The 21,246-nt window shown below is 39.7% G+C and carries 19 protein-coding genes and 1 other RNA gene; 9 read left to right on the top strand and 11 right to left on the bottom strand.

What is annotated here, in order from left to right; all coding sequences use genetic code 11:
• The first annotated feature begins 77 nt into the window (after positions 1 to 77).
• The gene (locus C0W29_RS08760; RefSeq protein WP_107174220.1) at positions 78 to 1,229 is read left to right on the top strand and encodes an iron-containing alcohol dehydrogenase; all 1,152 of its coding nucleotides are present in this window, start codon (positions 78 to 80) and stop codon (positions 1,227 to 1,229) included.
• A 102-nt stretch (positions 1,230 to 1,331) separates the two neighbouring features.
• On the opposite strand, the gene C0W29_RS08755 is transcribed toward C0W29_RS08760, so the two are convergent.
• From C0W29_RS08755 to C0W29_RS08730, 6 genes are all read right to left on the bottom strand, one after another.
• Positions 1,332 to 2,507 (bottom strand): HAMP domain-containing sensor histidine kinase, encoded by a 1,176-nt coding sequence (locus C0W29_RS08755; protein WP_045045422.1) that lies wholly within the window; start codon positions 2,505 to 2,507, stop codon positions 1,332 to 1,334.
• Positions 2,507 to 3,202 carry a response regulator transcription factor gene (locus C0W29_RS08750; RefSeq protein WP_045043420.1) on the bottom strand — a complete coding sequence of 232 codons (696 nt, stop codon included), beginning with the start codon at positions 3,200 to 3,202 and terminating at the stop codon, positions 2,507 to 2,509. The genes C0W29_RS08755 and C0W29_RS08750 overlap by 1 nt, the downstream gene beginning before the upstream one ends.
• Positions 3,203 to 3,556: 354 nt before the next feature.
• A complete protein-coding gene (locus C0W29_RS08745) occupies positions 3,557 to 3,946 on the bottom strand; it encodes a NirD/YgiW/YdeI family stress tolerance protein (protein WP_045043421.1) in 390 nt (129 codons plus the stop codon).
• 197 nt (positions 3,947 to 4,143) lie between these two features.
• Positions 4,144 to 6,033, bottom strand: coding sequence for an acyltransferase family protein (locus C0W29_RS08740; protein WP_045045423.1), 1,890 nt, complete (start codon positions 6,031 to 6,033; stop codon positions 4,144 to 4,146).
• Between the two features lie 431 nt (positions 6,034 to 6,464).
• Entirely contained in the window at positions 6,465 to 6,677 is a 213-nt protein-coding gene (locus tag C0W29_RS08735; protein WP_045043423.1) for a cold-shock protein, read from the bottom strand.
• Between the two features lie 367 nt (positions 6,678 to 7,044).
• Positions 7,045 to 8,031 carry a DUF2333 family protein gene (locus tag C0W29_RS08730; RefSeq protein WP_045043424.1) on the bottom strand — a complete coding sequence of 329 codons (987 nt, stop codon included), beginning with the start codon at positions 8,029 to 8,031 and terminating at the stop codon, positions 7,045 to 7,047.
• A gap of 408 nt (positions 8,032 to 8,439) precedes the next feature.
• Between C0W29_RS08730 and epd the strand changes: the two genes are divergently transcribed.
• From epd to C0W29_RS08705, 5 genes are all read left to right on the top strand, one after another.
• Positions 8,440 to 9,492: an erythrose-4-phosphate dehydrogenase gene (gene epd, locus C0W29_RS08725; RefSeq protein WP_045043425.1), complete on the top strand. Its 1,053-nt coding sequence runs from the start codon at positions 8,440 to 8,442 to the stop codon at positions 9,490 to 9,492.
• Positions 9,493 to 9,577: 85 nt separating this feature from the next.
• The gene (locus tag C0W29_RS08720) at positions 9,578 to 10,741 is read left to right on the top strand and encodes a phosphoglycerate kinase (RefSeq protein ID WP_045043426.1); all 1,164 of its coding nucleotides are present in this window, start codon (positions 9,578 to 9,580) and stop codon (positions 10,739 to 10,741) included.
• A gap of 159 nt (positions 10,742 to 10,900) precedes the next feature.
• Positions 10,901 to 11,977, top strand: coding sequence for a class II fructose-bisphosphate aldolase (fbaA, locus tag C0W29_RS08715; protein WP_036793293.1), 1,077 nt, complete (start codon positions 10,901 to 10,903; stop codon positions 11,975 to 11,977).
• 343 nt (positions 11,978 to 12,320) lie between these two features.
• A complete protein-coding gene (gene mscS, locus C0W29_RS08710) occupies positions 12,321 to 13,205 on the top strand; it encodes a small-conductance mechanosensitive channel MscS (RefSeq protein WP_036793294.1) in 885 nt (294 codons plus the stop codon).
• A 263-nt stretch (positions 13,206 to 13,468) separates the two neighbouring features.
• Entirely contained in the window at positions 13,469 to 14,188 is a 720-nt protein-coding gene (locus tag C0W29_RS08705; RefSeq protein ID WP_036793295.1) for an oxidative stress defense protein, read from the top strand.
• A 62-nt stretch (positions 14,189 to 14,250) separates the two neighbouring features.
• Here C0W29_RS08705 and serA read toward each other — a convergent pair whose 3' ends face one another.
• The 5 genes from serA to C0W29_RS08680 all read right to left on the bottom strand — a co-directional run bounded on the left by serA (position 14,251) and on the right by C0W29_RS08680 (position 17,739).
• Entirely contained in the window at positions 14,251 to 15,480 is a 1,230-nt protein-coding gene (gene serA, locus C0W29_RS08700; RefSeq protein WP_045045424.1) for a phosphoglycerate dehydrogenase, read from the bottom strand.
• A 236-nt stretch (positions 15,481 to 15,716) separates the two neighbouring features.
• Complete coding sequence (rpiA, locus tag C0W29_RS08695; protein WP_045043428.1) at positions 15,717 to 16,376, bottom strand: ribose-5-phosphate isomerase RpiA; 660 nt, start codon at positions 16,374 to 16,376, stop codon at positions 15,717 to 15,719.
• A gap of 181 nt (positions 16,377 to 16,557) precedes the next feature.
• Positions 16,558 to 17,166: a 5-formyltetrahydrofolate cyclo-ligase gene (locus C0W29_RS08690; protein WP_045045425.1), complete on the bottom strand. Its 609-nt coding sequence runs from the start codon at positions 17,164 to 17,166 to the stop codon at positions 16,558 to 16,560.
• 82 nt (positions 17,167 to 17,248) lie between these two features.
• Positions 17,249 to 17,432: non-coding RNA, 6S RNA (ssrS, locus tag C0W29_RS08685), on the bottom strand.
• Between the two features lie 7 nt (positions 17,433 to 17,439).
• Entirely contained in the window at positions 17,440 to 17,739 is a 300-nt protein-coding gene (locus tag C0W29_RS08680; RefSeq protein WP_036793298.1) for a cell division protein ZapA, read from the bottom strand.
• 389 nt (positions 17,740 to 18,128) lie between these two features.
• On the opposite strand from C0W29_RS08680, the gene C0W29_RS08675 reads away from it, so the two are divergent.
• From C0W29_RS08675 to C0W29_RS08665, 3 genes are read left to right on the top strand one after another with little or no spacing between them, the layout of a single operon-like run.
• A complete protein-coding gene (locus tag C0W29_RS08675; RefSeq protein ID WP_045043430.1) occupies positions 18,129 to 18,707 on the top strand; it encodes a YecA/YgfB family protein in 579 nt (192 codons plus the stop codon).
• A gap of 27 nt (positions 18,708 to 18,734) precedes the next feature.
• Positions 18,735 to 19,922 carry a 2-octaprenyl-6-methoxyphenyl hydroxylase gene (gene ubiH, locus C0W29_RS08670; protein ID WP_080888919.1) on the top strand — a complete coding sequence of 396 codons (1,188 nt, stop codon included), beginning with the start codon at positions 18,735 to 18,737 and terminating at the stop codon, positions 19,920 to 19,922.
• A gap of 2 nt (positions 19,923 to 19,924) precedes the next feature.
• Positions 19,925 to 21,136, top strand: a complete 1,212-nt coding sequence (locus C0W29_RS08665) for an FAD-dependent 2-octaprenylphenol hydroxylase (protein ID WP_045045426.1) — start codon at positions 19,925 to 19,927, stop codon at positions 21,134 to 21,136.
• The last annotated feature ends 110 nt before the right edge of the window (positions 21,137 to 21,246 follow it).

Here is a 21,246-nt window from a genome sequence, read left to right as displayed (position 1 = left end):
GCGCTATCAAACAAATTCAGACTTATGGCTATCGCGGTAAGTCACTATAAATTAATTAAAATTATCGGAGTTTTACTATGAGCAATGTATTTTACATGCCACCTGTAACCTTAATGGGTCCTAATGCTATCCAATCTTTAGGGGCTGAATTAGCGTCAAAAGAACTGAAAAAAGCACTTATCGTCACTGACGGTGTGTTAGTTGAAGTGGGTCTTGTTAGCAAATTAACTGATGAGCTAACCGCTCACGGTATTGATTACGCAATCTACGATGGCGTTCAACCAAACCCAACTGAGAAAAACATCGAAGATGGTCTTACTCTATTAGCTAAAAGCAACGCTGATTTTGTGATTTCATTTGGTGGTGGTTCTTCTCACGATACAGCTAAAGGTATCGCATTGGTTGCTGCTAATGGGGGGCATATTCGTGATTACTCTAAAGGTGTGCACCTTTCTAAGAAGCCACAACTTCCATTGGTAACCGTGAACACAACTGCGGGTACGGCATCAGAAATGACGGTATTTGCGATTATCACTAACCAAGAAGATGAAACTAAATACCCAGTGGTTGATAAGCACTTCACGCCTATTATTGCGGTTAACGATTCAGAGCTAATGGTCGCAATGCCTAAGTTCCTTACCGCGACCACAGGTATGGACGCATTAACGCACGCGGTTGAAGCGTATGTTTCAACAGCAGCGACCCCAATCACTGATGCAGCTGCAATCAAAGCGATTGAGTTGATTGTTAATAACTTAGAAGCCGTTGTAGCTAACGGTCAAGACCGCGCAGCACGTGATGCAATGCAGTACGGCGAGTACTTAGCCGGTATGGCATTCTCAAATGCTTCTCTCGGTTACGTGCACTCAATGGCGCACCAATTGGGTGGTGTTTACGACTTGTCACACGGTCTATGTAACGCAATCCTACTTGCTGAAGTATCACGCTTTAATGCACAACAAGTCCCTGAGCGTTTTGTTGATATTGCGAAAGCAATGGGTATCGACACTGCAGCGATGACCCAAGAGCAAGCGGTTAATGCAGCTCTTGAAGCGATTGATGCACTATCTGAAAAGGTCGGTACTAAGCAACGTTTAACAGATTTGGGCGTAACAGAAGACAAGCTAGCATTCATGGCACAAAATGCCCTAAATGATGCCTGTTCTTTAACTAACCCACGCCAAGCAAGCCTAGAAGAAATCGTAAATATCTTCAAAGCACGGATGTAATTACTCTGACTATCAGTAATTACGCTTAGATAAAAGGCCGCTGAGAAATCAGTGGCCTTTTTTTATTTGAGTCTTTTCGCTAGGTGACAACGCATTGAGCTGCTAGTTGCGACTATAATTAATCGTTACTCCAAGTCCTGGATTACAATCATAAAGCTTAATATTTCCTTGGTGTAATTCTGTTACCGCTTTAACTAATGTAAGTCCAATCCCTAATCCGCCATCATTGCGTGATTTATTAATGCGATAAAGGCGTTCAAATACTCGATTTTTTTCTTGGTCATTAATACCTGGTCCATTGTCTGCCATAGTAATAATGACGTTATCTTTGTCTGTGGAACATGATAAGCAAAGTTGACTCTCGGGCGGGCAATATCGTAGCGAGTTTTCGACTAGATTAGCCAACTGCTGAATAAGTAATTCTCGATCGCCTTGAATGAAAATAGGCTCTATTGGGGTGTCTATTTTTAATATCATTCCCGCGTCTTCTGCAACATAAGTATATATATCTGCAATTGTTGTCACTACTTCGACAATATCTATTTGCTCAAAACGTTGGCGTCTGTTTCCTGATTCTATTTGAGATATACGTAGCAAAGCATCAAAAATTTCCGCTAAACGGCTCGACTCTTTGAGTGATAACTCCAACTGCTCATAAAAGCTATCGTCAATATTATTGCTGTGTGATTCTGCCATCTCATTGAGTGTTAATAAGTTATACTGCAATCGAGTAATCGGTGTTTTTAACTCATGGGCAATATTGGCTGAAATATCACTCATTGCAGCAACGACGCTTTGTAAGCGTGAAAGCATCTCATCAACAGTATGACCAATACGAGTTAAATCATTACCTTGAGTCGACATCATTGTTCTTGCCGATAACTCACCATCTGCTGCTGCACGTAATACTGTTTCAATACACTCGATTTTTGATTGATTGTGTCTTGTCATATAAATAACGATAGCTGAGCTAAAAAGAACCACTAAAATGCCGGATAAGGTAAACCCAGTCACTAATACATCGATGACATCATCTTCATCAATCGGCTCCTTGTCGATCTCGGAGGTGATACCAAGCATAAATGCTTCAATATTGTGTTCAATATCGTTATTGACTTCGTCAAGATGGTAATCAACATAAGCAATCGTGAGGCTGGACATCAAAATTAAGCTCACTACTGACATCATGATAAACATCAGTCCTTGTTGCATTGCTGAACTTCGTAACCAAATTGGCGGAGGAAACCGTTGTTGAACTCGCTCTATTAATAGATGCATCAATTACATTTCCCATGTTTATGTTCTAATTTATAACCTGCACCTCGAACGGTATGAATAAGTTGATCACCAAATGGTTTTTCTAGCTTATTCCGTAAACGGCTAATGTGGGTTTCAACGACGCTAGTTTGAGGATCGAAATAGATATCCCAAACATGTTCTAATAACATCGTACGAGTGATAACGCGTCCCGGATGGCGAAGAAATAGCTCCAGAATGCGAAATTCTTTGGGCTGGAGATTCAACGTTGTGCCTTGTCGTATTGCAGTATGATCAAATAAATTCAATTTGAGATCACCGTAAATGAGTTCGCTTGTTGGCGTCATTGCTAAGGTATTAGAACGGCGCGATAAGGCTGATAATCGTGCGAGTAACTCTGAAAATGCGAACGGCTTCGTTAAATAATCATCCCCGCCAGCCTCTAAACCATCAACACGATCATCAATACCACCCAATGAGGTGAGGAATAAGATCGGCATAGATATTTTTGATGCTCGCAGCGCCTTCACAAAAGATAACCCATCTAACCCCGGTAGCATTCGATCGACAATCGCGATATCAAATTGTTCAGACATACATATCGAAAGGGCATACTTTCCATTGTCAATCGACTGCACATGATGGCCAGCCTCTGTGAGTCCTTTTTCAATATAACGACTTAAGCTAATATCGTCTTCTACAAGCAGTATTTGCATAATTACAGCCTTCAGTGAAATTAAATGTATTTATATGTCTATAAAATATTTACGGCACAATATAGGAATTATTTAAATAGGCTTAAATATAAGTGTTACAAAATTAAACAACCGCTCTATTGTTAGTATCTATGATCCGATTATTAATAGGGCTATTAGTCTGTATATAAAAGTAATGATAGACATTAATAGGTGTAGAGCGTTGATGAGGATGTGATTAAGTTAAAGTGCTATATGGTGTTGGGTTGGTGAGGAGATGACTTTATGTATTTACGCCAATGGCATTTAAAACTTGAAATAGATGTAGCCTTGAGAAATGTTAGCTGTTCCTCAAAGCTACATATAGATGGGGCGTTAACTGACCACACGCAGATGATCAACATCAATAGCGGTATGATTAAATTCTTTATCAATTTCACCATGGATAGTAATTTTTGTTTGTGGCGTAACCTGCACCCCAAACCATTTATCATGATCAATCTCAACTGTAATTGAGCCAGTACCATCGGTAAATGTATAATGGTCACCTCCTAATGAACTGGTGATATTACCGGTTAATGTGACTGGCGTATCATCGCTGAACATACCGGAATTAAGAACTGTCTTCACTGTATTTAGACCAAGGCTTGGGCCGTTAAAACCTTGTTGAGTTGTAGTACCTGTGAACCCTTGAGCCGTAGCTGCGCATACAGATGTTGATAATAGAACAGCAGGAAGAAGCATAAGAAATGGTTTAGTAAACATGGTAAAAACCTTAGTTGTGTTTTGATGTGGAGATAATACCTAACGATCTATACGGCTACCTTTCCTGCAGATTACATTTTTGTAAGCTTTCTCTGGCCTATGTATGGACATAAAAAGGCCGCTAATTTATTAGCGGCCTTGCGATGTCTTATATAACAATCATGGTGCAGTTTTGTATACCAAGCGAACTCAAATAACTATTGATTTTCAGGTGCTAATATCTCATTGAATAACTGCTGCTTATGTAATTGTTCTGCTATGTATTTTGTACCTGCACGCGTTGTATGACGTTTATCAGAGTAAAAACTATTACCATCTTTATCTATAACATCACAACGATTACTATGACACATAACCTGCGTCATATTGATGAAAGTGTAATTATATTCAGGTAACTTAGCATTTGCTTCAAATTGCTTATTTTGTACAGCTCGATTTTCCAGATCATTGCTTGCAATATTCATTTTTGCATAATGACCAAGATCTGCTTGTTGTTTATAAGCGTCATAAGCCAATGTTGATACTGGAGTATTAAATGATTTACCGCCAATAACATAGATTTTTGCATGCTGATTATTAGCGCGAATATTTTGAATAGATTTAAAAATCCAATTCATATTAACATCACGCCAATACATAGCTAGGATAATAACGTTAGCTTGTTCAACAACATCGCCTTTATCTACATTTTTAATAAAGGTACGACATTTATTCTGCCACATTTGATTACCTTTAATCGTTGGTGATTGACTAAAAGCAATATTTTGTTCCGCTGGTGGTAAGTAGAAAAAGCCACAATCAGCTTCAACAACTCGTGAAACTATATCAACATTTTTATTTAAACCAGCATCATAAAGACTATTAGTAAAATCACCCGCTTGAGAGTCGCCGATGATTAATACTTTTTCTTTATTTTTACCTGCAAAGTCTTTTTGATCTAAATGTCTAATTTTGTCCCATGTGTATTTACCATTTTGATCTGTTTCTGTATTTGTAACAATTGCTTTCAATTTCATTTTAGGGATATTGTAGAATAAACCGATGTTTGATGAAACGATACACGCGAATCCTAGAATTAAAACATATGGCAAAATAATAGCTTTTAAAGTTACTTTGTTTTTTTCAATAACGGTATAACTAATGAAGCCTAATAATATAGATAATGGAATACCAACGAAAGCCCAGTATTCAATATTAAAATAATGTCCGATAACAACAACAGGCCAATGCCATAAATAAATAGAATAAGACCATAAGCCAATATTCTTCATTATTTTATTACTGGTAATAGGGCTATTGCTATTATTAGCAAGAATAACTAATGCGGCACCAACAACAGGGATCAGAGCTAAGTACCCTGGCCACATATCTGATTTTGATATAAAGGCATAAGAAAGGAAAATTAAAGCTAATCCAGTCCATTCGATATGTTTTTTTCTAGGTTGGCTTAACGTTATAGGATATAAGAATACGAGACCACCCGCTAGCATTTCCCATGCACGTGTAGGTAATAAGAAATAAGCAGGAGATGGCCAGTAGTATGATGCATAAATACTAATACCTAAACCTAATACCGTTGCTACTATCAGAATTCTTTTTATGTTAGTAAGAGAAAATAGCTTTTTAAGAACAATTAAAGCAATTGGATAAATAATATAAAACTGCCATTCGACAGATAGTGACCACGTATGCAGCAACCATTTAGTTTGCGATGATGTATCAAAGTAACCTGATTCAGTCCAATAAAGGATATTAGATAAGAAGCTAACACTGCCTATCACATGCCGACCTAAAGCTTCAAGCTTTAATGGCATTAAAAAGAACCAACAGAATATAAGTACTGTGATACAAACCGCTAATAAAGCAGGGATGATTCTTACTGCTCTCGCTTTATAAAAAGTAAGTACTGAAAACGTGTTATTTTCTAACCCTCTAAATATAATACTAGTCATTAAGAAACCAGATATAACAAAAAACACATCAACCCCAGCAAAACCACCAGGTATAAGTGAACTGTTAAAATGAAATAGCACAACAGCAATAACGGCTATTGCTCTTAAGCCATTTATATCTTCCCTAAACTTCATAGGTGCTCCAAAATGAGAATATAATTAATAATGCAGTATATAGATTCCTTATGAAAATTCAGAAACACGTTATAAATATAACAATAATATGACATTAATATATTGTATGTATTATAATAAGTATGATCTTATATAAGATATTGAAATGATAAGGCTGTTTAAACTATTATCAGAGGCTTATTATTATTTAAATTGTTGAATTTAGATGCACTCATTGAAGGTAGTTATCTGTTAGGGATGAGATTTGAATTTATTTATACTATAAGATTTTTTGTCATTATTAATTTAATGATTAGACGTGTTTAAATAACATTTAGTTTGGTTAGTTATTTGAATTTTTTATTTAGATGTTCAGTATAATTAATAGATTTTTTTGTTATCTATTTTATCGTAATAAATGCCACTGATTTATCAGCGGCATTTATTTTTCGTTATAAAACTACAACGTTGATGGCTTGTAGGCCCTTTTGGCCTTGTTCAACATCAAAAGAAACTTTTTTACCTTCAGGTAGAGTCGTTAAGGTTTTATCTGCAATGCCACTGCTGTGGACAAACACATCGGCATTACCGGTATCTTGAGTTAGAAAACCAAAGCCTTTTTCTTCGCTAAACCACTTCACTAAACCCGTTGCTTTATGCGACATGTGTAACCCTTACTGTAAAAAATATGAATAAACGGTGTTGCTGATAAGCGTGAATTATTAAATACGACGATGAAGCTAAGGGAAACACCGAGGATGACAACATTAACGAAGATATTCTAAGGAGTTTACTTTACTTGATGTTTCATTAATAACGCTGAGCAACAGAGTGGGCTGATTATTTATGTAAAACGCAGGCTTGTAAAGGGCAATGTGTGACGACTTTTAGCTGAGTGGGGGCTGTATTAGTCAATATATTTTATCGCTAATATTCTCTTCAATATTGTTAAATCAATTATTTCGGCTCCAGAATTGATAAAAAAAGACCGCATTAATGCGGTCTTCATTCAACATATAAACAAGAAGATGATTAACGTTTTTCGAGAATATTAATCAAATCGACTGTACCTGCTTGTGCACGTGAAACATAGTTAGCCATGATCAATGAGTGGTTGGCGATAACCCCAAATCCATTACCATTTAAAATCATTGGGCTCCACACGGTTTCTTGGGTCGCCTCAAGCTCACCGATGATCTGATCCATCACCACCATTGATTTGGTTTCTTCTAATACTTCTTTGAAATCATCTTTCATCGATTTCATCAGTAACAACAGCGCCCATGTGGAACCACGGGATTCATAAAAGATATTATCAATTTTTAGCCATGGCGTTTTGGTATTATCGACTTTGATCTCTCGCATCACACCATTACCTTCTGCTAATTGATCATGATCCATATTTAAGTGCGCTTCACCAACTGATGAGCCGAGATCTTGCGAGATACTACCTAAGCGGTTTTGAACCACTTCAAGCCATGCAACTAAACCATCATCGCGAGCATAAAATGTTGCTTGTTGACTCGGTTTTTTCGGGGCTGTTAGGCGATCACGGTAGCTGATCAATGAATCAATAGCTTCTTGATACTGTGATTCAGCACTAGGGAAGTTCCAGCTATGACTATTAATGTTCAGTGCTGGTTGAGCTTCTTTTAGATCAGGATCAGTGCGGCTTTCGTTTTGAGATCGGCTAATACGATCTTTTAGTATTAGTACCATATCTCGTACTTGGGTTAACACTCCGGCTTCCCAGGCTGGCATGTTATCCATTAAAACACTTGGTGGTAAACGGTCATTAGTTAGGAAACCACCCGGCTTATCCAACAATAGCTGATTAATGTGGATTAAAGTCGTCGTGGTTTCGTAACCAATAACTTGTTGTTGATGATTTAAAGTTGCTTGTTGGGCTGCATACTTATCTGGCGAAAAGGTGTCGGGCTCGAAAGACCAATAAACTGAAACTGCGTAGCCAAGTAAGACCGCGAGAGCTCCCCCGATAACAATTTTTTTCTTGTTCATAATAACCTCATTGCGGATGTAACAAATGTTTAGCAGTAAAAATAATGGCTGTTAAAGACGTGAATGTAAGCATATTGATGCGCCATTACGAGTTTGAAATGTAGATAAATATGTCATTTTGTATAATTATACTACGAATAAATTATTGCTTTTGTGAATTTTGTACAGTGTTGATTTACATCTAAAATAAGCAAAAAAAAGCCTGTCTGAATGACAAGAAATTGACATTTATAGTGGATGATAGTGGCTGGATATTCACATTTTCATTTTTAACCATCCAGCTTTGTGTGATTATGTGTTTGATTATGTAAGTATTTAATTAAACGCAGTGAGAGTTGTCACAATTATGGTGATTCTCAAACTTGGTTGGTATACACTAACGCCGTTTGGTTTTTTTGTAGCACGGATATGACACTAAAAGTCGCAATAAATGGATTCGGCCGCATCGGTCGCAGTGTGCTCCGCGCATTGTACGAGAGTGGTAAACATCACCAAATTAACGTCGTGGCCATCAATGAATTGGCTGAGCCAGAAGCAATGGCTCACCTGCTTCAGTATGATTCAAGCCATGGACGTTTCGGTAAGCCTGTCAGTCATGACCAGGAGCATCTTTTTATTGCCCATGAAAATGGTCACCGCGATCAAATTCGCCTACTTCATCAACCCGATCCTAAACTGTTACCTTGGCACGATTTGGATGTCGACATCGTCCTTGATTGTACTGGTCATTTAGGTTCTCGTGATGATGGTTTAGCTCACATAGATGCTGGCGCTAACAAAGTGTTATTTTCCCATCCAGCTGCCAAAGATATCGATTTTACTGTGATATATGGCGTTAATCATCAACAGTTAACTCCGCAGCACACGATTGTTTCCAATGGCTCTTGTACGACGAATTGCATCGTGCCCATCATTCAAGTGTTGGATGATAGTTTCGGTATTGAAACTGGCACCATAACCTCAATTCACTCTGCAATGAATGATCAGCAAGTTATTGATGCTTATCACCCCGATTTACGCCGAACGCGTGCTGCTAGCCAATCCATTATTCCAGTAGATACCAAATTACATCTAGGTATCGGTCGTATATTTCCGAAGTTTTCTGACAAATTTGAAGCTATTTCTGTGAGGGTGCCCACAATAAACGTCACTGCCATGGATTTAACGGTTACTGTTACAACAAACGTGAAAGTTAATGACGTAAATCAAGCATTATTAAATGCGTCTCGTTGTACATTAAAGGGTATAGTGGCTTATACCGAAGCACCATTAGTGTCAATTGACTTCAATCATGATCCCCATAGCGCGATTGTTGACGGCACTCAAACTCGAGTCAGTGGTAAGCATTTAATTAAAATGCTGGTGTGGTGTGATAATGAATGGGGATTTGCTAATCGCATGTTAGATACTGCGTTAGCAATGGCGGCAACAGATAACTCTGCTGCAACGCCGCAAAAATAACGAGTAAGAATTCTTGGGTTTGGCAGTGAAGCCGAGCCGTGAAATTTATGAACTTTTATTTTATATAATGTTGAGAGGGCAAAACATGTCTGTAATCAAGATGACTGATCTGGATCTAGCTGGTAAGCGTGTATTTATTCGTGCTGACCTAAATGTGCCAGTAAAAGACGGTAAAGTAACTTCAGATGCACGTATCCTTGCATCTTTACCTACTATTCAGCGCTGCTTAGAAGCGGGTGCTAAAGTAATGGTTACTTCTCACCTAGGTCGTCCAACGGAAGGCGAATACGCAGAAGAATTCTCTCTACAACCTGTAGTTAACTACTTAAACGATGCACTAGATTGTGACGTTAAATTAGCAAAAGATTACCTTGATGGTCTTGAGCTAAATGCAGGTGAGCTTGTTGTTCTTGAGAACGTACGTTTCAACAAGGGCGAGAAGAAGAACGAAGACGAACTATCTAAGAAATACGCTGCACTTTGTGACGTATTCGTAATGGATGCATTCGGTACGGCTCACCGTGCACAAGCATCTACTTACGGTGTAGGTATGTTTGCTCCTATAGCATGTGCAGGCCCACTACTAGCTGGCGAATTAGAAGCGCTAGGTAAAGTAATGGATAACCCAGCACGTCCAATGGTTGCTATCGTTGGTGGTTCTAAAGTATCAACTAAACTAACAGTTCTTGAGTCACTATCTAAGATTGCTGACCAAATCGTTGTTGGTGGTGGTATTGCTAACACTTTCATCGCAGCTGAAGGCAACGATGTAGGTAAGTCACTTTACGAAGCCGATCTTATCCCAACAGCTAAAGCGCTAATGGCACACACTGATATTCCAGTTGCAACTGATGTTGTATGTGCAAAAGAGTTCTCTGACTCAGCTGAAGCAACGATTAAAGCTGCAACTGATATTGCTGCTGACGACATGGTTCTTGACCTTGGTCCAGATTCAGCTCAAGCGCTTGCTGACATCATCATGAACGCAAAAACTATTCTTTGGAATGGTCCAGTTGGCGTATTTGAAATTGAGCAATTCGGTAAAGGTACTGAAGTTGTTGCTAACGCAATCGCAGCATCTGCTGGTTTCTCTGTTGCGGGCGGTGGTGACACACTAGCAGCTATCGACAAATACGGCATCAAAGATAAAGTATCTTACATCTCTACTGGTGGCGGTGCTTTCCTTGAGTTCGTTGAAGGCAATAAATTGCCAGCAGTTGAAATGCTAGAAGCACGCGCTAAAGCATAATTTATTTGGCGTGGAGACTGGGATATTTATAATAATAGTCTTAGTTTCCACGTTTAAATGTTTGTGATAGCCGTTATATTTCAGTAAAATAGAAGCTTATCGCAAACGTTTGCACAAGAATTTTTCCACAGACAACAAAGTAAATATAGGACTATTGTTATGTCTAAGATCTTCGATTTTGTAAAACCTGGTGTTATTTCTGGCGACGACCTACAGAAAGTTTTTGCTGTAGCAAAAGAAAACAATTTTGCTCTACCTGCTGTTAACTGTATCGGTACTGATTCAGTAAACGCTGTTCTTGAAGCTGCTGCTAAAGCTAAAGCGCCAGTTATCGTTCAGTTCTCTAACGGCGGTGCTGCATTCTTCGGTGGTAAAGGTCTTAAGCTTGAAGGTCAAGGCCCTCAAATTCTTGGTGCTATCGCTGGTGCTAAATATGTTCACGCAGTAGCAGAAGCTTACGGTGTGCCAGTTATTCTTCATACTGACCACGCTGCTAAGAAACTACTTCCTTGGATCGACGGTCTACTAGACGCGGGTGAAGAGTTCTTCGCTCAAACTGGTAAGCCTCTTTTCTCTTCTCACATGATTGACCTTTCTGAAGAGTCTCTAGAAGAGAACATCGCAATCTCAGCTAAATACCTTGAGCGTATGGCTAAGATGAATATGACACTAGAAATCGAACTAGGTTGTACTGGTGGCGAAGAAGACGGTGTTGATAACTCAGATATGGATTCTTCTGAGCTATACACTTCTCCTGAAGATGTTGCATATGCATACGAGCAACTAAATGCAGTTAGCCCTCGTTTCACTATCGCAGCATCTTTCGGTAACGTACACGGTGTTTACCAAGCAGGTAACGTTGTACTTACTCCGACTATCCTACGTGATTCTCAAACATACGTTTCAGAGAAGTTTGGCCTACCAGCTAACTCTCTAAACTTCGTATTCCACGGCGGTTCAGGCTCTTCTGAAGCTGAAATCCAAGAGTCAATCGGTTACGGTGTTATCAAAATGAACATCGATACTGATACACAGTGGGCTGCATGGGACGGTATCCGTCGTTACGAAGCTGAAAACCACGATTACCTACAAGGTCAAATCGGCAACCCAACAGGTGAGTCAGCGCCTAACAAGAAATACTACGATCCACGCGTTTGGTTACGTGCAGGTCAAGTATCAATGGTTGAGCGTCTAGAGAAAGCATTCTCTGACCTAAATGCAGTTGACGTTCTTTAATAGAATATCAGCCACATAAAATGTGAAAAAGCCCACTTTGGTGGGCTTTTTTTTTGTATATCATAAGCAGTTAGCGCTACTTTATTACAATAGATAATTTATATTTTTTTATGATTGTTCGATTTTTTTTACTAGCCATTTATCTAGTAAAGGATTAATAATGCACCGTTTCTTTGATGTTGGAGTGCATCATGCTAATTATTATATCAATTACAGCATGGTCAGTTGTCACCATCTAACATCATATTTGTTGCTGAGGTGTTATTTTTTACTGTTTACTGTATGATTTACTCATTAAGCGGCATTTTGTTATTATTCTTATATTTTTTAGAGAGATACCTTCATGACAGAGAGCGTTACTGACAAGGTTGTTGAACATATATCTGATAACTCATTGACTAACGGTGTATTACACGCTGGAGACTGGATCACTAAAAACCAAGATCTATTAGTCCAATATGCAGTTAATATCGTTTCAGCCTTACTGATTTTATTTATTGGTAATATCATTGTTAAACTCATTGCTGGTTCAATTGCGAAAGTTTTACGCAAAAAAGAGATGGACAATGCAGTTGTTGAGTTTATTCATGGCTTAGTACGTTATGTGCTATTCGTGATTGTTTTAATTGCCGCATTAAGTCGTATTGGTGTTCAAACTGCATCAGTGGTTGCTGTTATTGGTGCGGCAGGTTTGGCAATTGGTCTTGCACTTCAAGGGTCATTATCAAACTTTGCAGCAGGTGTATTGATTGTTGGTTTCCGCCCATTCAAATCTGGCGATTATGTTGAAGTTGCTGGTGTTGCTGGTGCTGTTGAATCTATTCAGATCTTCTCTACTGAATTACGTACGCCTGATAACAAAACAGTTATCGTACCAAACGCTCACATCATTGGTAATCCAATTACTAACTACTCTCGTAATGACACTCGTCGTATCGATTTAGTGATTGGTGTTTCTTACAATGCTGATTTACAAAAAACCAAAGAAGTATTACGTCGCGTAGTAACAGCTGACGAACGTGTGCTTAAAGATCCAGAACCAACAATTGGTGTGGTTGCACTTGCTGATTCTTCTGTTAACTTTGTGGTACGCCCATGGGTTAATACACCTGATTATTGGAGTGTATATTTCGATCTAAACCAAGCTATTAAAGAAGAGCTTGATAAAGAAGGTATCGAAATTCCATTCCCACAGATGGATGTGCATGTAAATAAAGTTGGTGCTTAATTTGCTCAAGTTTTAATTATATGACACTAAAAAAAGAAGCCTACGGGCTTCTTTTTTTTATCCAGATAAAGAGATGGTTCGCAATAATTATGACGTTATAACGATAATATTCCTGAATGATTTCTGAATAATAATTAAAAAACAGTGTTCGTTATATTGGGGGTTTGTTAGCATAACGGCATAATTGATGAGAAAAGATAATATATTTATTGCTGTAACAGAGAATAAATAACAATCTTGTGCGACAAATAAAAGGATGAATAATGAATAAGAAATGTTTAGCGATGATGGTACTTGGCGCTAGTGCGTTTGTTTCAACTGCTGCAATGGCGGCAGATATTCCATTTCCTCACTTAGAAACAACGGGTCGTGGCGAAATTGTGGTTAAGCCTGATATGGCAGTATTTTCCGTCAGTGTGGTTGAAACCAAAAAAAATGCAGTTGATGCTAAGTTAGCGGTTGATCAAGCAGTAACCAAGTTTATTGAGCGTTTACAAGCAGCTGGTGTGAATAAAAAAGACATCAATAGTGCAAATATTGCCTTGTCGGCACAATATAATTACCCTAAAGATCATAAGCCAGAGTTAGTCGGCTTTAGAGCTAATCGTAATGTTGAGGTGACGGTACATCAACTGACTAAGCTAAATAGCTATTTAGATGACGCCCTTGGTGATGGTATTAACCAAATTAATAACATTGAATTAAAAGTGGCTGATACTGAGAAGTATCAACAGCAAGCTCGTCAAAAAGCGATCGAGAATGCTAAGCAAGTTGCTGCATCACTGGCCCAAGGCTTTGGTAATAAAATCGATGGTGTATGGCAGATAGATTACAATACAGATGGTTTGCCGATGCCATATATGCGCACTAATACCTACATGGTTGGCAGTGCACCACAAAGCGCCATTGATCAAAGTTATACTGATAACAACATTGTGATTAAAGACAGTGTGAATGTTATATTTAAATTAGCTGAAAAATAATCATTAAGTACAATAAAAAAGGAGAGCGATATGCTCTCCTTTGTCGTAGTTAAGTGTTCAACTTAATGCAAAATCCGGGCGCGAATTGTGCCTTCAATGGATTTAAGTTGTTGCAGGGCTTCTTTAGAACGCTCAGTTTCAACATCTATTACCACATAACCTACTTCTGCGCCGGTTTGTAAGAATTGGGCCGCAATATTAATGCCTTCTGAAGCAAAAATAGTGGTGATTTGATTTAATACTCCAGGGCGGTTGTGGTGAATATGCAGTAGACGTGAACAGCCATGATGTTCAGGTAAGGATACTTCAGGGAAACCAACTGCAGATAATGTTGAGCCATTATCTGAGTACTTAACCAGTTTTCCAGCTACTTCAATACCGATATTTTCTTGAGCTTCGTGAGTTGAACCGCCAATATGAGGAGTTAAAATCACGTTATCAAACTGCATTAATGGTGACTCAAATGGGTCGTTGTTGGTTTTTGGCTCAATTGGGAACACATCAATTGCAGCACCTGCAATATGCTTACTTTCTAAGGCGCTACATAGCGCATCAATATCGACGACTGTGCCCCGAGCAGCGTTAATGAAGATCGCTCCTGGTTTCATGCGGGCAAATTCTTCTACTCCCATGAGGTTAGCAGTACCTTTGGTTTCTGGTACATGCAAGCTCACCACATCTGATTTATTCAGTAATTCAGATAGATTATGTATCTGAGTGGCATTACCTAATGACAGTTTGGTTTCAACATCATAAAAACATACTCGCATACCAAGGTTCTCAGCCAAAATACCAAGTTGAGTACCAATATGACCGTAACCAATAATACCTAATGTTTTACCGCGTGCTTCAAATGAGTTATCCGCTGATTTGAACCATTCACCACGATGGGCTTTGGCATTTTTCTCTGGAATACCGCGTAATAATAATAGAATTTCACCCAGAACAAGTTCAGCAACACTGCGGGTATTGGAAAAAGGGGCATTGAAAACAGGGATACCACGTCTTACTGCTTCATCTAAATCAACTTGGTTAGTACCAATACAGAAACAACCTATCGCGGTAAGTTTTTTTGCAGCAGCAAACACTTCTGGTGTCAGTTGAGTGCGAGATCTAATACCAATGAAATGAACATCTTTTACGGCTTCTAATAGTTCATCACCGACTAAAGAGCCTTTGTGGTATTCAATATTGTTATAACCCGCTTGCTGTAAGACCTCGAGTGTTGATGGATGGAGGCCTTCTAATAGAAGAATTTTAATTTTTTCTTTATTGAGTGACACTGTTGCCATAGGTTCTTATCCTTAAAAACGTAGCGACTAATGATTATAACGCCACAGTAGTGAAACTAAAGAGGATTACATCTTAGTAGCTAAATGGTTAAATGTTTGCTACATGCTGTTTAATAAAGTATCAAAATTTAACCATTAAGGGTAAGAATATTACAAAAAAGCCAATAAAAAACGGCAGCTAATGATTCGCGAACGATCAATGACTGCCGTTTTGTAACCAAATAACGAATTAATCATTATTTTTCGATGATTTTAGTTCCTTCAGGTGAGCCGACAACTAACACATCTGCGCCACGGTGAGCAAATAGACCAACAGTAACTACACCAGGTAAGGCGTTGATACTATCTTCCATTGCTTTAGGATCGGTGATCGCCATATTGTAAACATCAAGAATGATATTACCATTATCTGTGATCACACCTTCACGGTATACCGGATCACCACCTAGCTTGACTAATTCACGACCGATGAAAGATCGTGCCATTGGAATAACTTCTACTGGTAATGGGAATTGACCAAGTACATCAACTTGTTTGGTGTTATCAACAATACAGATAAATTTCTCTGCAATTGCAGCGACGATTTTTTCGCGGGTTAATGCTGCGCCGCCACCTTTGATCATGTCAAATTGGGCATTGATTTCATCTGCGCCATCAACATAAATATCAAGGCTTGCCACCTCGTTAGCATCAAAGACTTTGATGCCAATTTGCTCTAGGCGCTCAGTTGAAGCAATAGAGCTTGAAACCGCTCCTTTGATTTCTTCTTTACGAGTTGCCAAGGCATCGATGAAGTGATTAACGGTCGAACCAGTACCTACACCAACAATACTGTTTTTCGTTACGTACTCAAGTGCTGCCCAGCCCGCTGCTTTTTTCATTTCATCTTGTGTCATGCCGTTCTCCTCGTAATGACCTCAATTATGCGAAAGGTGATTATAGCTAACCGAAGTGATTTCGTCAGTTGGATTCTATGGTTAAACAGTGCAAACTTAAAACTAAAAATATAACTTTTTGAATAACATACAATTATATTCAGTTTTTTTTAACGAAAAGCCAATCGTTTGCGTGATGGTGTTAGGCTTCTATAAATTGGTGGTTAGGAGTGATGATTATTGGTAGTGGCACATCCCATTGTTGATTTGGTAACTGGGGAATATATTGGCAATCATGACCAATACCGATTGGATAAGGCCCACGACGGTGTTGGTGCCATTGGCCTAAGGTGCGATCATAATAGCCCCCTCCCATACCAAGTCGTTGGCCATTATTATCAAAGGCAACTAACGGGGTACAAATAACATCCAGTTCAGCAATGGGCTTAACACGACGCACATCTAATTTAGGCTCATGAATCTGATAACGATTGGTCGTCATCGGAGTCGTTGCATCATAGTGTAAAAACAACAGATGGCCCTTACTGAAAGGGTGCAATACTGGTAGATAAACCGACTTACCTTGCTGCCATAGCCATTCTATAAATGGTTGCGGATCAATTTCACCGTCATTGGCAATGTAAACGGCAATATGCTGGCTATGTTGGATATGATCTAAGGTTTGTAAGCGCAGGGATAGTTGTTGCGCTGCATGTTGTTGCTGTTGAGCAGATAATTGTCGTCTAGCGTGACGAATTTGCTGTCGAAGTTGATGGCGTAACTGTTGGGTAGCTGCAATGGAGGGTGTCATCACTTAAGTATCCAATCCATGAACTGTGGGTGTTTAGGGATTGTAAAGTGCTAATGCTGAGAAATAAAGTGGGATGCAAAAGAGAGACCCCAAGGTGCCGTTGCGAAATAAGGCCCTTGAACCAGATGTTCAAGGTGGACTGGCAACATTAACCGCAGGCTTCTCAGTCAGGCTGAGCATGCACAATAGCTAATAAAAAAGCCAATCCTGGGTATTTGCTTATCGGCTCGGGGACATTCATTCACTGACGTACACCCCAGGGTTAATTCATTATCAACGCTTTGGCTGATATTGCAATACTTTATCCAGATTTTCTTCTATTGAATTGATTTTATTGGATATTAATTCAGCATTGCGATTGTGTTCTTGTCGCTCTAAATGCAACTCGTTACTGATGTTGAGGCCAGTAAAGATTAATAATTGTTCTACGGATACGTTACTACGCGCAGACATATCTTTCAAGCGTTGGTCAAAATCTGCCGCCGCGGCACGTAATGCATCTTCTTGACCCGTTGGACAATTAACTTTTAATTTTCGGCCCAATACTTGAATTTCTACAGCCTGAGTACTCATAAACCTTCGATTTGCTCCGTGCCAGAATGGGTATTCATTCCGCTTGCGACGAGGGTCAATATAGGAAAACCCTACACAAGATGCAAGCGACTATATCGCGGTTTCGGTTCAATATGTTCTGACTAAACAGATATTAATCAGACTCGTCAAGGAGTTGATTAAGGATTGAACGTTATCACTAGTGTTATTATTTGCCGAATTAGGCTTAAATGTTAGCATAACACAGTGCCGTCATTCGCTCATTGCTATTTATTATATCAACTAAGCCGTAAGCGTGATTATTGTTTGGTACAATTTCAAACAGTGTAATCTTAATGACAAACGTGATTGTTATGTCATACCTATAAAAAATTTATCTTAAATTGTGTCAACTACAAAGGTGATAAACCATGAGTGAAATAACCCTACCGACATACTCAGCTGTTGAAGCGGCTTTAAAAGAGCAAGGCCTAGCAGCGGTACCTGCTGAGTTACATGGTTTACTCAGTGGGATGATTTGTGGTGGTCTCGCTGTTGATGATGAGAGCTGGGCGGGTCCAGTATGTGACTACGCTAATGAAGGCGAGCCAATGACTGATGGCGCTAAGATGATGGTACGGACATTATTTACGACTACCGCTGAAGAGTTAATCGGTGGTGGATTTGAATTTTCGTTGTTAATGCCTGATGATGATGAACCGTTATCTGATCGCGCAGAAGCATTAACAGAGTGGGTAAATAGTTTTATTTCGGGCTTAGGGCTAATGGATTTACAAAAAAATCAATTGTCTGAGGAAATCACCGAAGCGCTGGCTGATCTACAAGAGATTTCTCAACTTGGTATTGATGAGGATGACGATCTTGAAGAACAAGCGGCATTATTTGAGCAAGTGGTTGAACATGTACGTATGTGTGTGTTGAGTTGTCATTCTGAATTAGGTCAACGACTAGTGAATGATGATGCTGATGAGCAGCCAACCGTTCACTAATAATTTCTATTGCGAAAGGGACAAAATGTGAAGCAATATGATGTGGTTATTGCGGGTGGCGCAATGGTTGGTGCGTGTTTAGCTATCGCACTTGATGAATTAACTCAGCATCAATTACATATCGCTGTGGTTGAAGCTGTGGCGACAGATGATCAGCAACATCCAGGTTATGATGCCCGTAGTATTGCTGTTTCTCATGGATCTAGCCGGTTATTAGACTCGATTCAGCTTTGGCCAGCATTGGCTACTGTCACGACGGCGATCAAGCACATTCATGTGTCCGATCGAGGTCATGCCGGAATGGTTGAATTGTCAGCTCAACAACTGGCTGTTGATGCTTTAGGTTATGTCATTGAGTTAGCGGCTGCAGGGGCGATATTTCACCACCAGTTAGCCACTCGTCCACACATTGATCTGTTTTGTCCCGCAAAAGTTGAGCATATAGAGCGTACTCAATCAGAAGCGTTAGTGCGTTTAAATAACGGTAAACGGTTACGGACTAAGTTAGTGGTTGCGGCTGATGGTGCTGTATCCCATTGCTGTGATTTATTAAATATCGGTCGCAGTGAGCATGATTTTGAGCAAGTGGCGATCATTGCCAATATCACCACCTCAGAGCCTCATCGGGGCCAAGCTTTTGAACGCTTTACTAAACATGGGCCCGTCGCATTGTTACCCATGTCTCAGGGACGTAGTTCACTAGTTTGGTGTATTGAGCCACAGCAACAAGCTCGAATCATGTCATTGACTAATCAGCAATTCTTAGCGGAATTACAAGCGCTATTTGGATGGCGATTAGGGGCATTAACTATGGTCGGTGAGCGTAATTGTTATCCATTAATATTACGCCAAGCACAACGGTTAGTGTCACATCGAGTTGCGGTAATTGGTAATGCTGCGCAAACGCTCCATCCTATTGCAGGTCAAGGATTTAACCTTGGACTTCGTGATGTAATGACCTTAGCAGAGGAAATTACAGCGGGGGTTAAATGCAATGCCGATATTGGTTTACCGACAGTATTAGGTCGTTATCGTGAACGACGGTTGCCTGATCGACAGGCAACTATTGCGATGACTGCCGGCTTGGTTAGCTTGTTTGCCAATGATAATCCTGCGCTCGTTGCTGGGCGTAATCTGGGCTTGATGACAATGAGCCTTTCTAACACACTTCAAGCACCGCTGTTACGCCGTGCCATGGGACAGGTAAAACGATAGCTATGATGCAAAATGTTGATGTCGCCATTATCGGTGGTGGAATGGTGGGCTTAACGCTGGCAGCAGCGTTAGCCGATACCGAATTACGAGTAGCAGTGATTGAAGGTCAGTTACCTGATCCTAAGTTGGCAGCCTTACCTGATGTACGCGTGTCGGCACTAAGCCGTGCCAGTGAGAGAATATTACGTGGTGTTGGGGCTTGGGAAGGAATTTGCGACCGTCGTATGAGCCCTTACAGTAAAATGGAAGTATGGGAACAAGACAGTTTTGCTCGTATTGATTTTGATGCTGAACGACTAGCGCAACCAGATTTAGGCCATATTGTTGAGAATCGCGTGATTCAATTAGCGTTACTTGATCGGGTTAGCAAGCAGCAAAATGTGATTTTAATGGCTCCAGATAGGTGCCAAAATATTGCTTTTGGTGAAACTGAAGCCTGGCTCACATTGGAATCAGGTAAAAATCTAACGGCTAAATTAGTGGTTGGTGCTGATGGTGCGAATTCATGGTTACGTCAACATGTTGATATTCCGCTGACCCATTGGGATTATGGTCATAGTGCGTTGGTGGCAAATATTCGTTGTGATGAACCTCACTTGCAAACAGCGCGTCAAATTTTCCGTCCAGATGGTCCATTAGCCTTTCTTCCGTTAGCTGAAAAAGATCTATGTTCAATTGTATGGTCACTACCGCCAGAGCAAGCATTAACCTTATGTGATGTCAGTGATGAGGTATTTAATCAACACTTAACTGCTGCGTTTGATCATCGTTTAGGCTTGTGTCGTGTAGAGGGAGAGCGGCAAGCATTTCCACTTAAAATGCGTTATGCCCAAGATTTTGTGCGTGAACGAGTGGCATTAGTGGGAGATGCTGCTCATACTATTCACCCGCTTGCAGGCCAAGGCGTTAACTTAGGGTTACTAGATGCAGCGGCATTAGCGCAAGAAATTATTGGCTTATGGCAGGCAAATAAAGACATTGGTAAACAGGTCAATTTACGTCATTACGAACGCTGGCGTAAAGCTGAAGCTGCAAAAATGATCACTGCAATGCAAGGCTTTAAGACTCTGTTTGATGGTGCACATCCTGCCAAGAAATTAGTACGCGATCTTGGCATGCTATTCGCTAATAAAGCGCCTGGGGTCAAAGATGAGTTTATGCGACGTGCTTTAGGGTTAAGTGGTGAATTGCCTGAGTTAGCGCGTTATAAATAGTCTCTAATTAAGTAACTATTCCAGTGATAATTTATGAAGCCATAGCATTTTTTTGTTGTGGTTTTTTTTATATCTAAAATTGAGCAAAAATTTTTTTTTCACCTACAGTA

Origin of the sequence: Photobacterium kishitanii (genome assembly GCF_003026355.1) — a bacterium.
Lineage (GTDB): Bacteria > Pseudomonadota > Gammaproteobacteria > Enterobacterales > Vibrionaceae > Photobacterium > Photobacterium kishitanii.
Note: the sequence above shows the minus strand (reverse complement) of the source record. Positions and strands in the feature narration are given on the sequence as shown.

Coding starts and splice junctions, on each gene's coding strand:
- C0W29_RS08760 (WP_107174220.1), top strand. CDS start 78: ATGAGCAATGTATTTTACATGCCACCTGTAACCTTAATGGGTCCTAAT.
- C0W29_RS08755 (WP_045045422.1), bottom strand. CDS start 2,507: ATGCATCTATTAATAGAGCGAGTTCAACAACGGTTTCCTCCGCCAATT.
- C0W29_RS08750 (WP_045043420.1), bottom strand. CDS start 3,202: ATGCAAATACTGCTTGTAGAAGACGATATTAGCTTAAGTCGTTATATT.
- C0W29_RS08745 (WP_045043421.1), bottom strand. CDS start 3,946: ATGTTTACTAAACCATTTCTTATGCTTCTTCCTGCTGTTCTATTATCA.
- C0W29_RS08740 (WP_045045423.1), bottom strand. CDS start 6,033: ATGAAGTTTAGGGAAGATATAAATGGCTTAAGAGCAATAGCCGTTATT.
- C0W29_RS08735 (WP_045043423.1), bottom strand. CDS start 6,677: ATGTCGCATAAAGCAACGGGTTTAGTGAAGTGGTTTAGCGAAGAAAAA.
- C0W29_RS08730 (WP_045043424.1), bottom strand. CDS start 8,031: ATGAACAAGAAAAAAATTGTTATCGGGGGAGCTCTCGCGGTCTTACTT.
- epd (WP_045043425.1), top strand. CDS start 8,440: ATGACACTAAAAGTCGCAATAAATGGATTCGGCCGCATCGGTCGCAGT.
- C0W29_RS08720 (WP_045043426.1), top strand. CDS start 9,578: ATGTCTGTAATCAAGATGACTGATCTGGATCTAGCTGGTAAGCGTGTA.
- fbaA (WP_036793293.1), top strand. CDS start 10,901: ATGTCTAAGATCTTCGATTTTGTAAAACCTGGTGTTATTTCTGGCGAC.
- mscS (WP_036793294.1), top strand. CDS start 12,321: ATGACAGAGAGCGTTACTGACAAGGTTGTTGAACATATATCTGATAAC.
- C0W29_RS08705 (WP_036793295.1), top strand. CDS start 13,469: ATGAATAAGAAATGTTTAGCGATGATGGTACTTGGCGCTAGTGCGTTT.
- serA (WP_045045424.1), bottom strand. CDS start 15,480: ATGGCAACAGTGTCACTCAATAAAGAAAAAATTAAAATTCTTCTATTA.
- rpiA (WP_045043428.1), bottom strand. CDS start 16,376: ATGACACAAGATGAAATGAAAAAAGCAGCGGGCTGGGCAGCACTTGAG.
- C0W29_RS08690 (WP_045045425.1), bottom strand. CDS start 17,166: ATGACACCCTCCATTGCAGCTACCCAACAGTTACGCCATCAACTTCGA.
- C0W29_RS08680 (WP_036793298.1), bottom strand. CDS start 17,739: ATGAGTACTCAGGCTGTAGAAATTCAAGTATTGGGCCGAAAATTAAAA.
- C0W29_RS08675 (WP_045043430.1), top strand. CDS start 18,129: ATGAGTGAAATAACCCTACCGACATACTCAGCTGTTGAAGCGGCTTTA.
- C0W29_RS08665 (WP_045045426.1), top strand. CDS start 19,925: ATGATGCAAAATGTTGATGTCGCCATTATCGGTGGTGGAATGGTGGGC.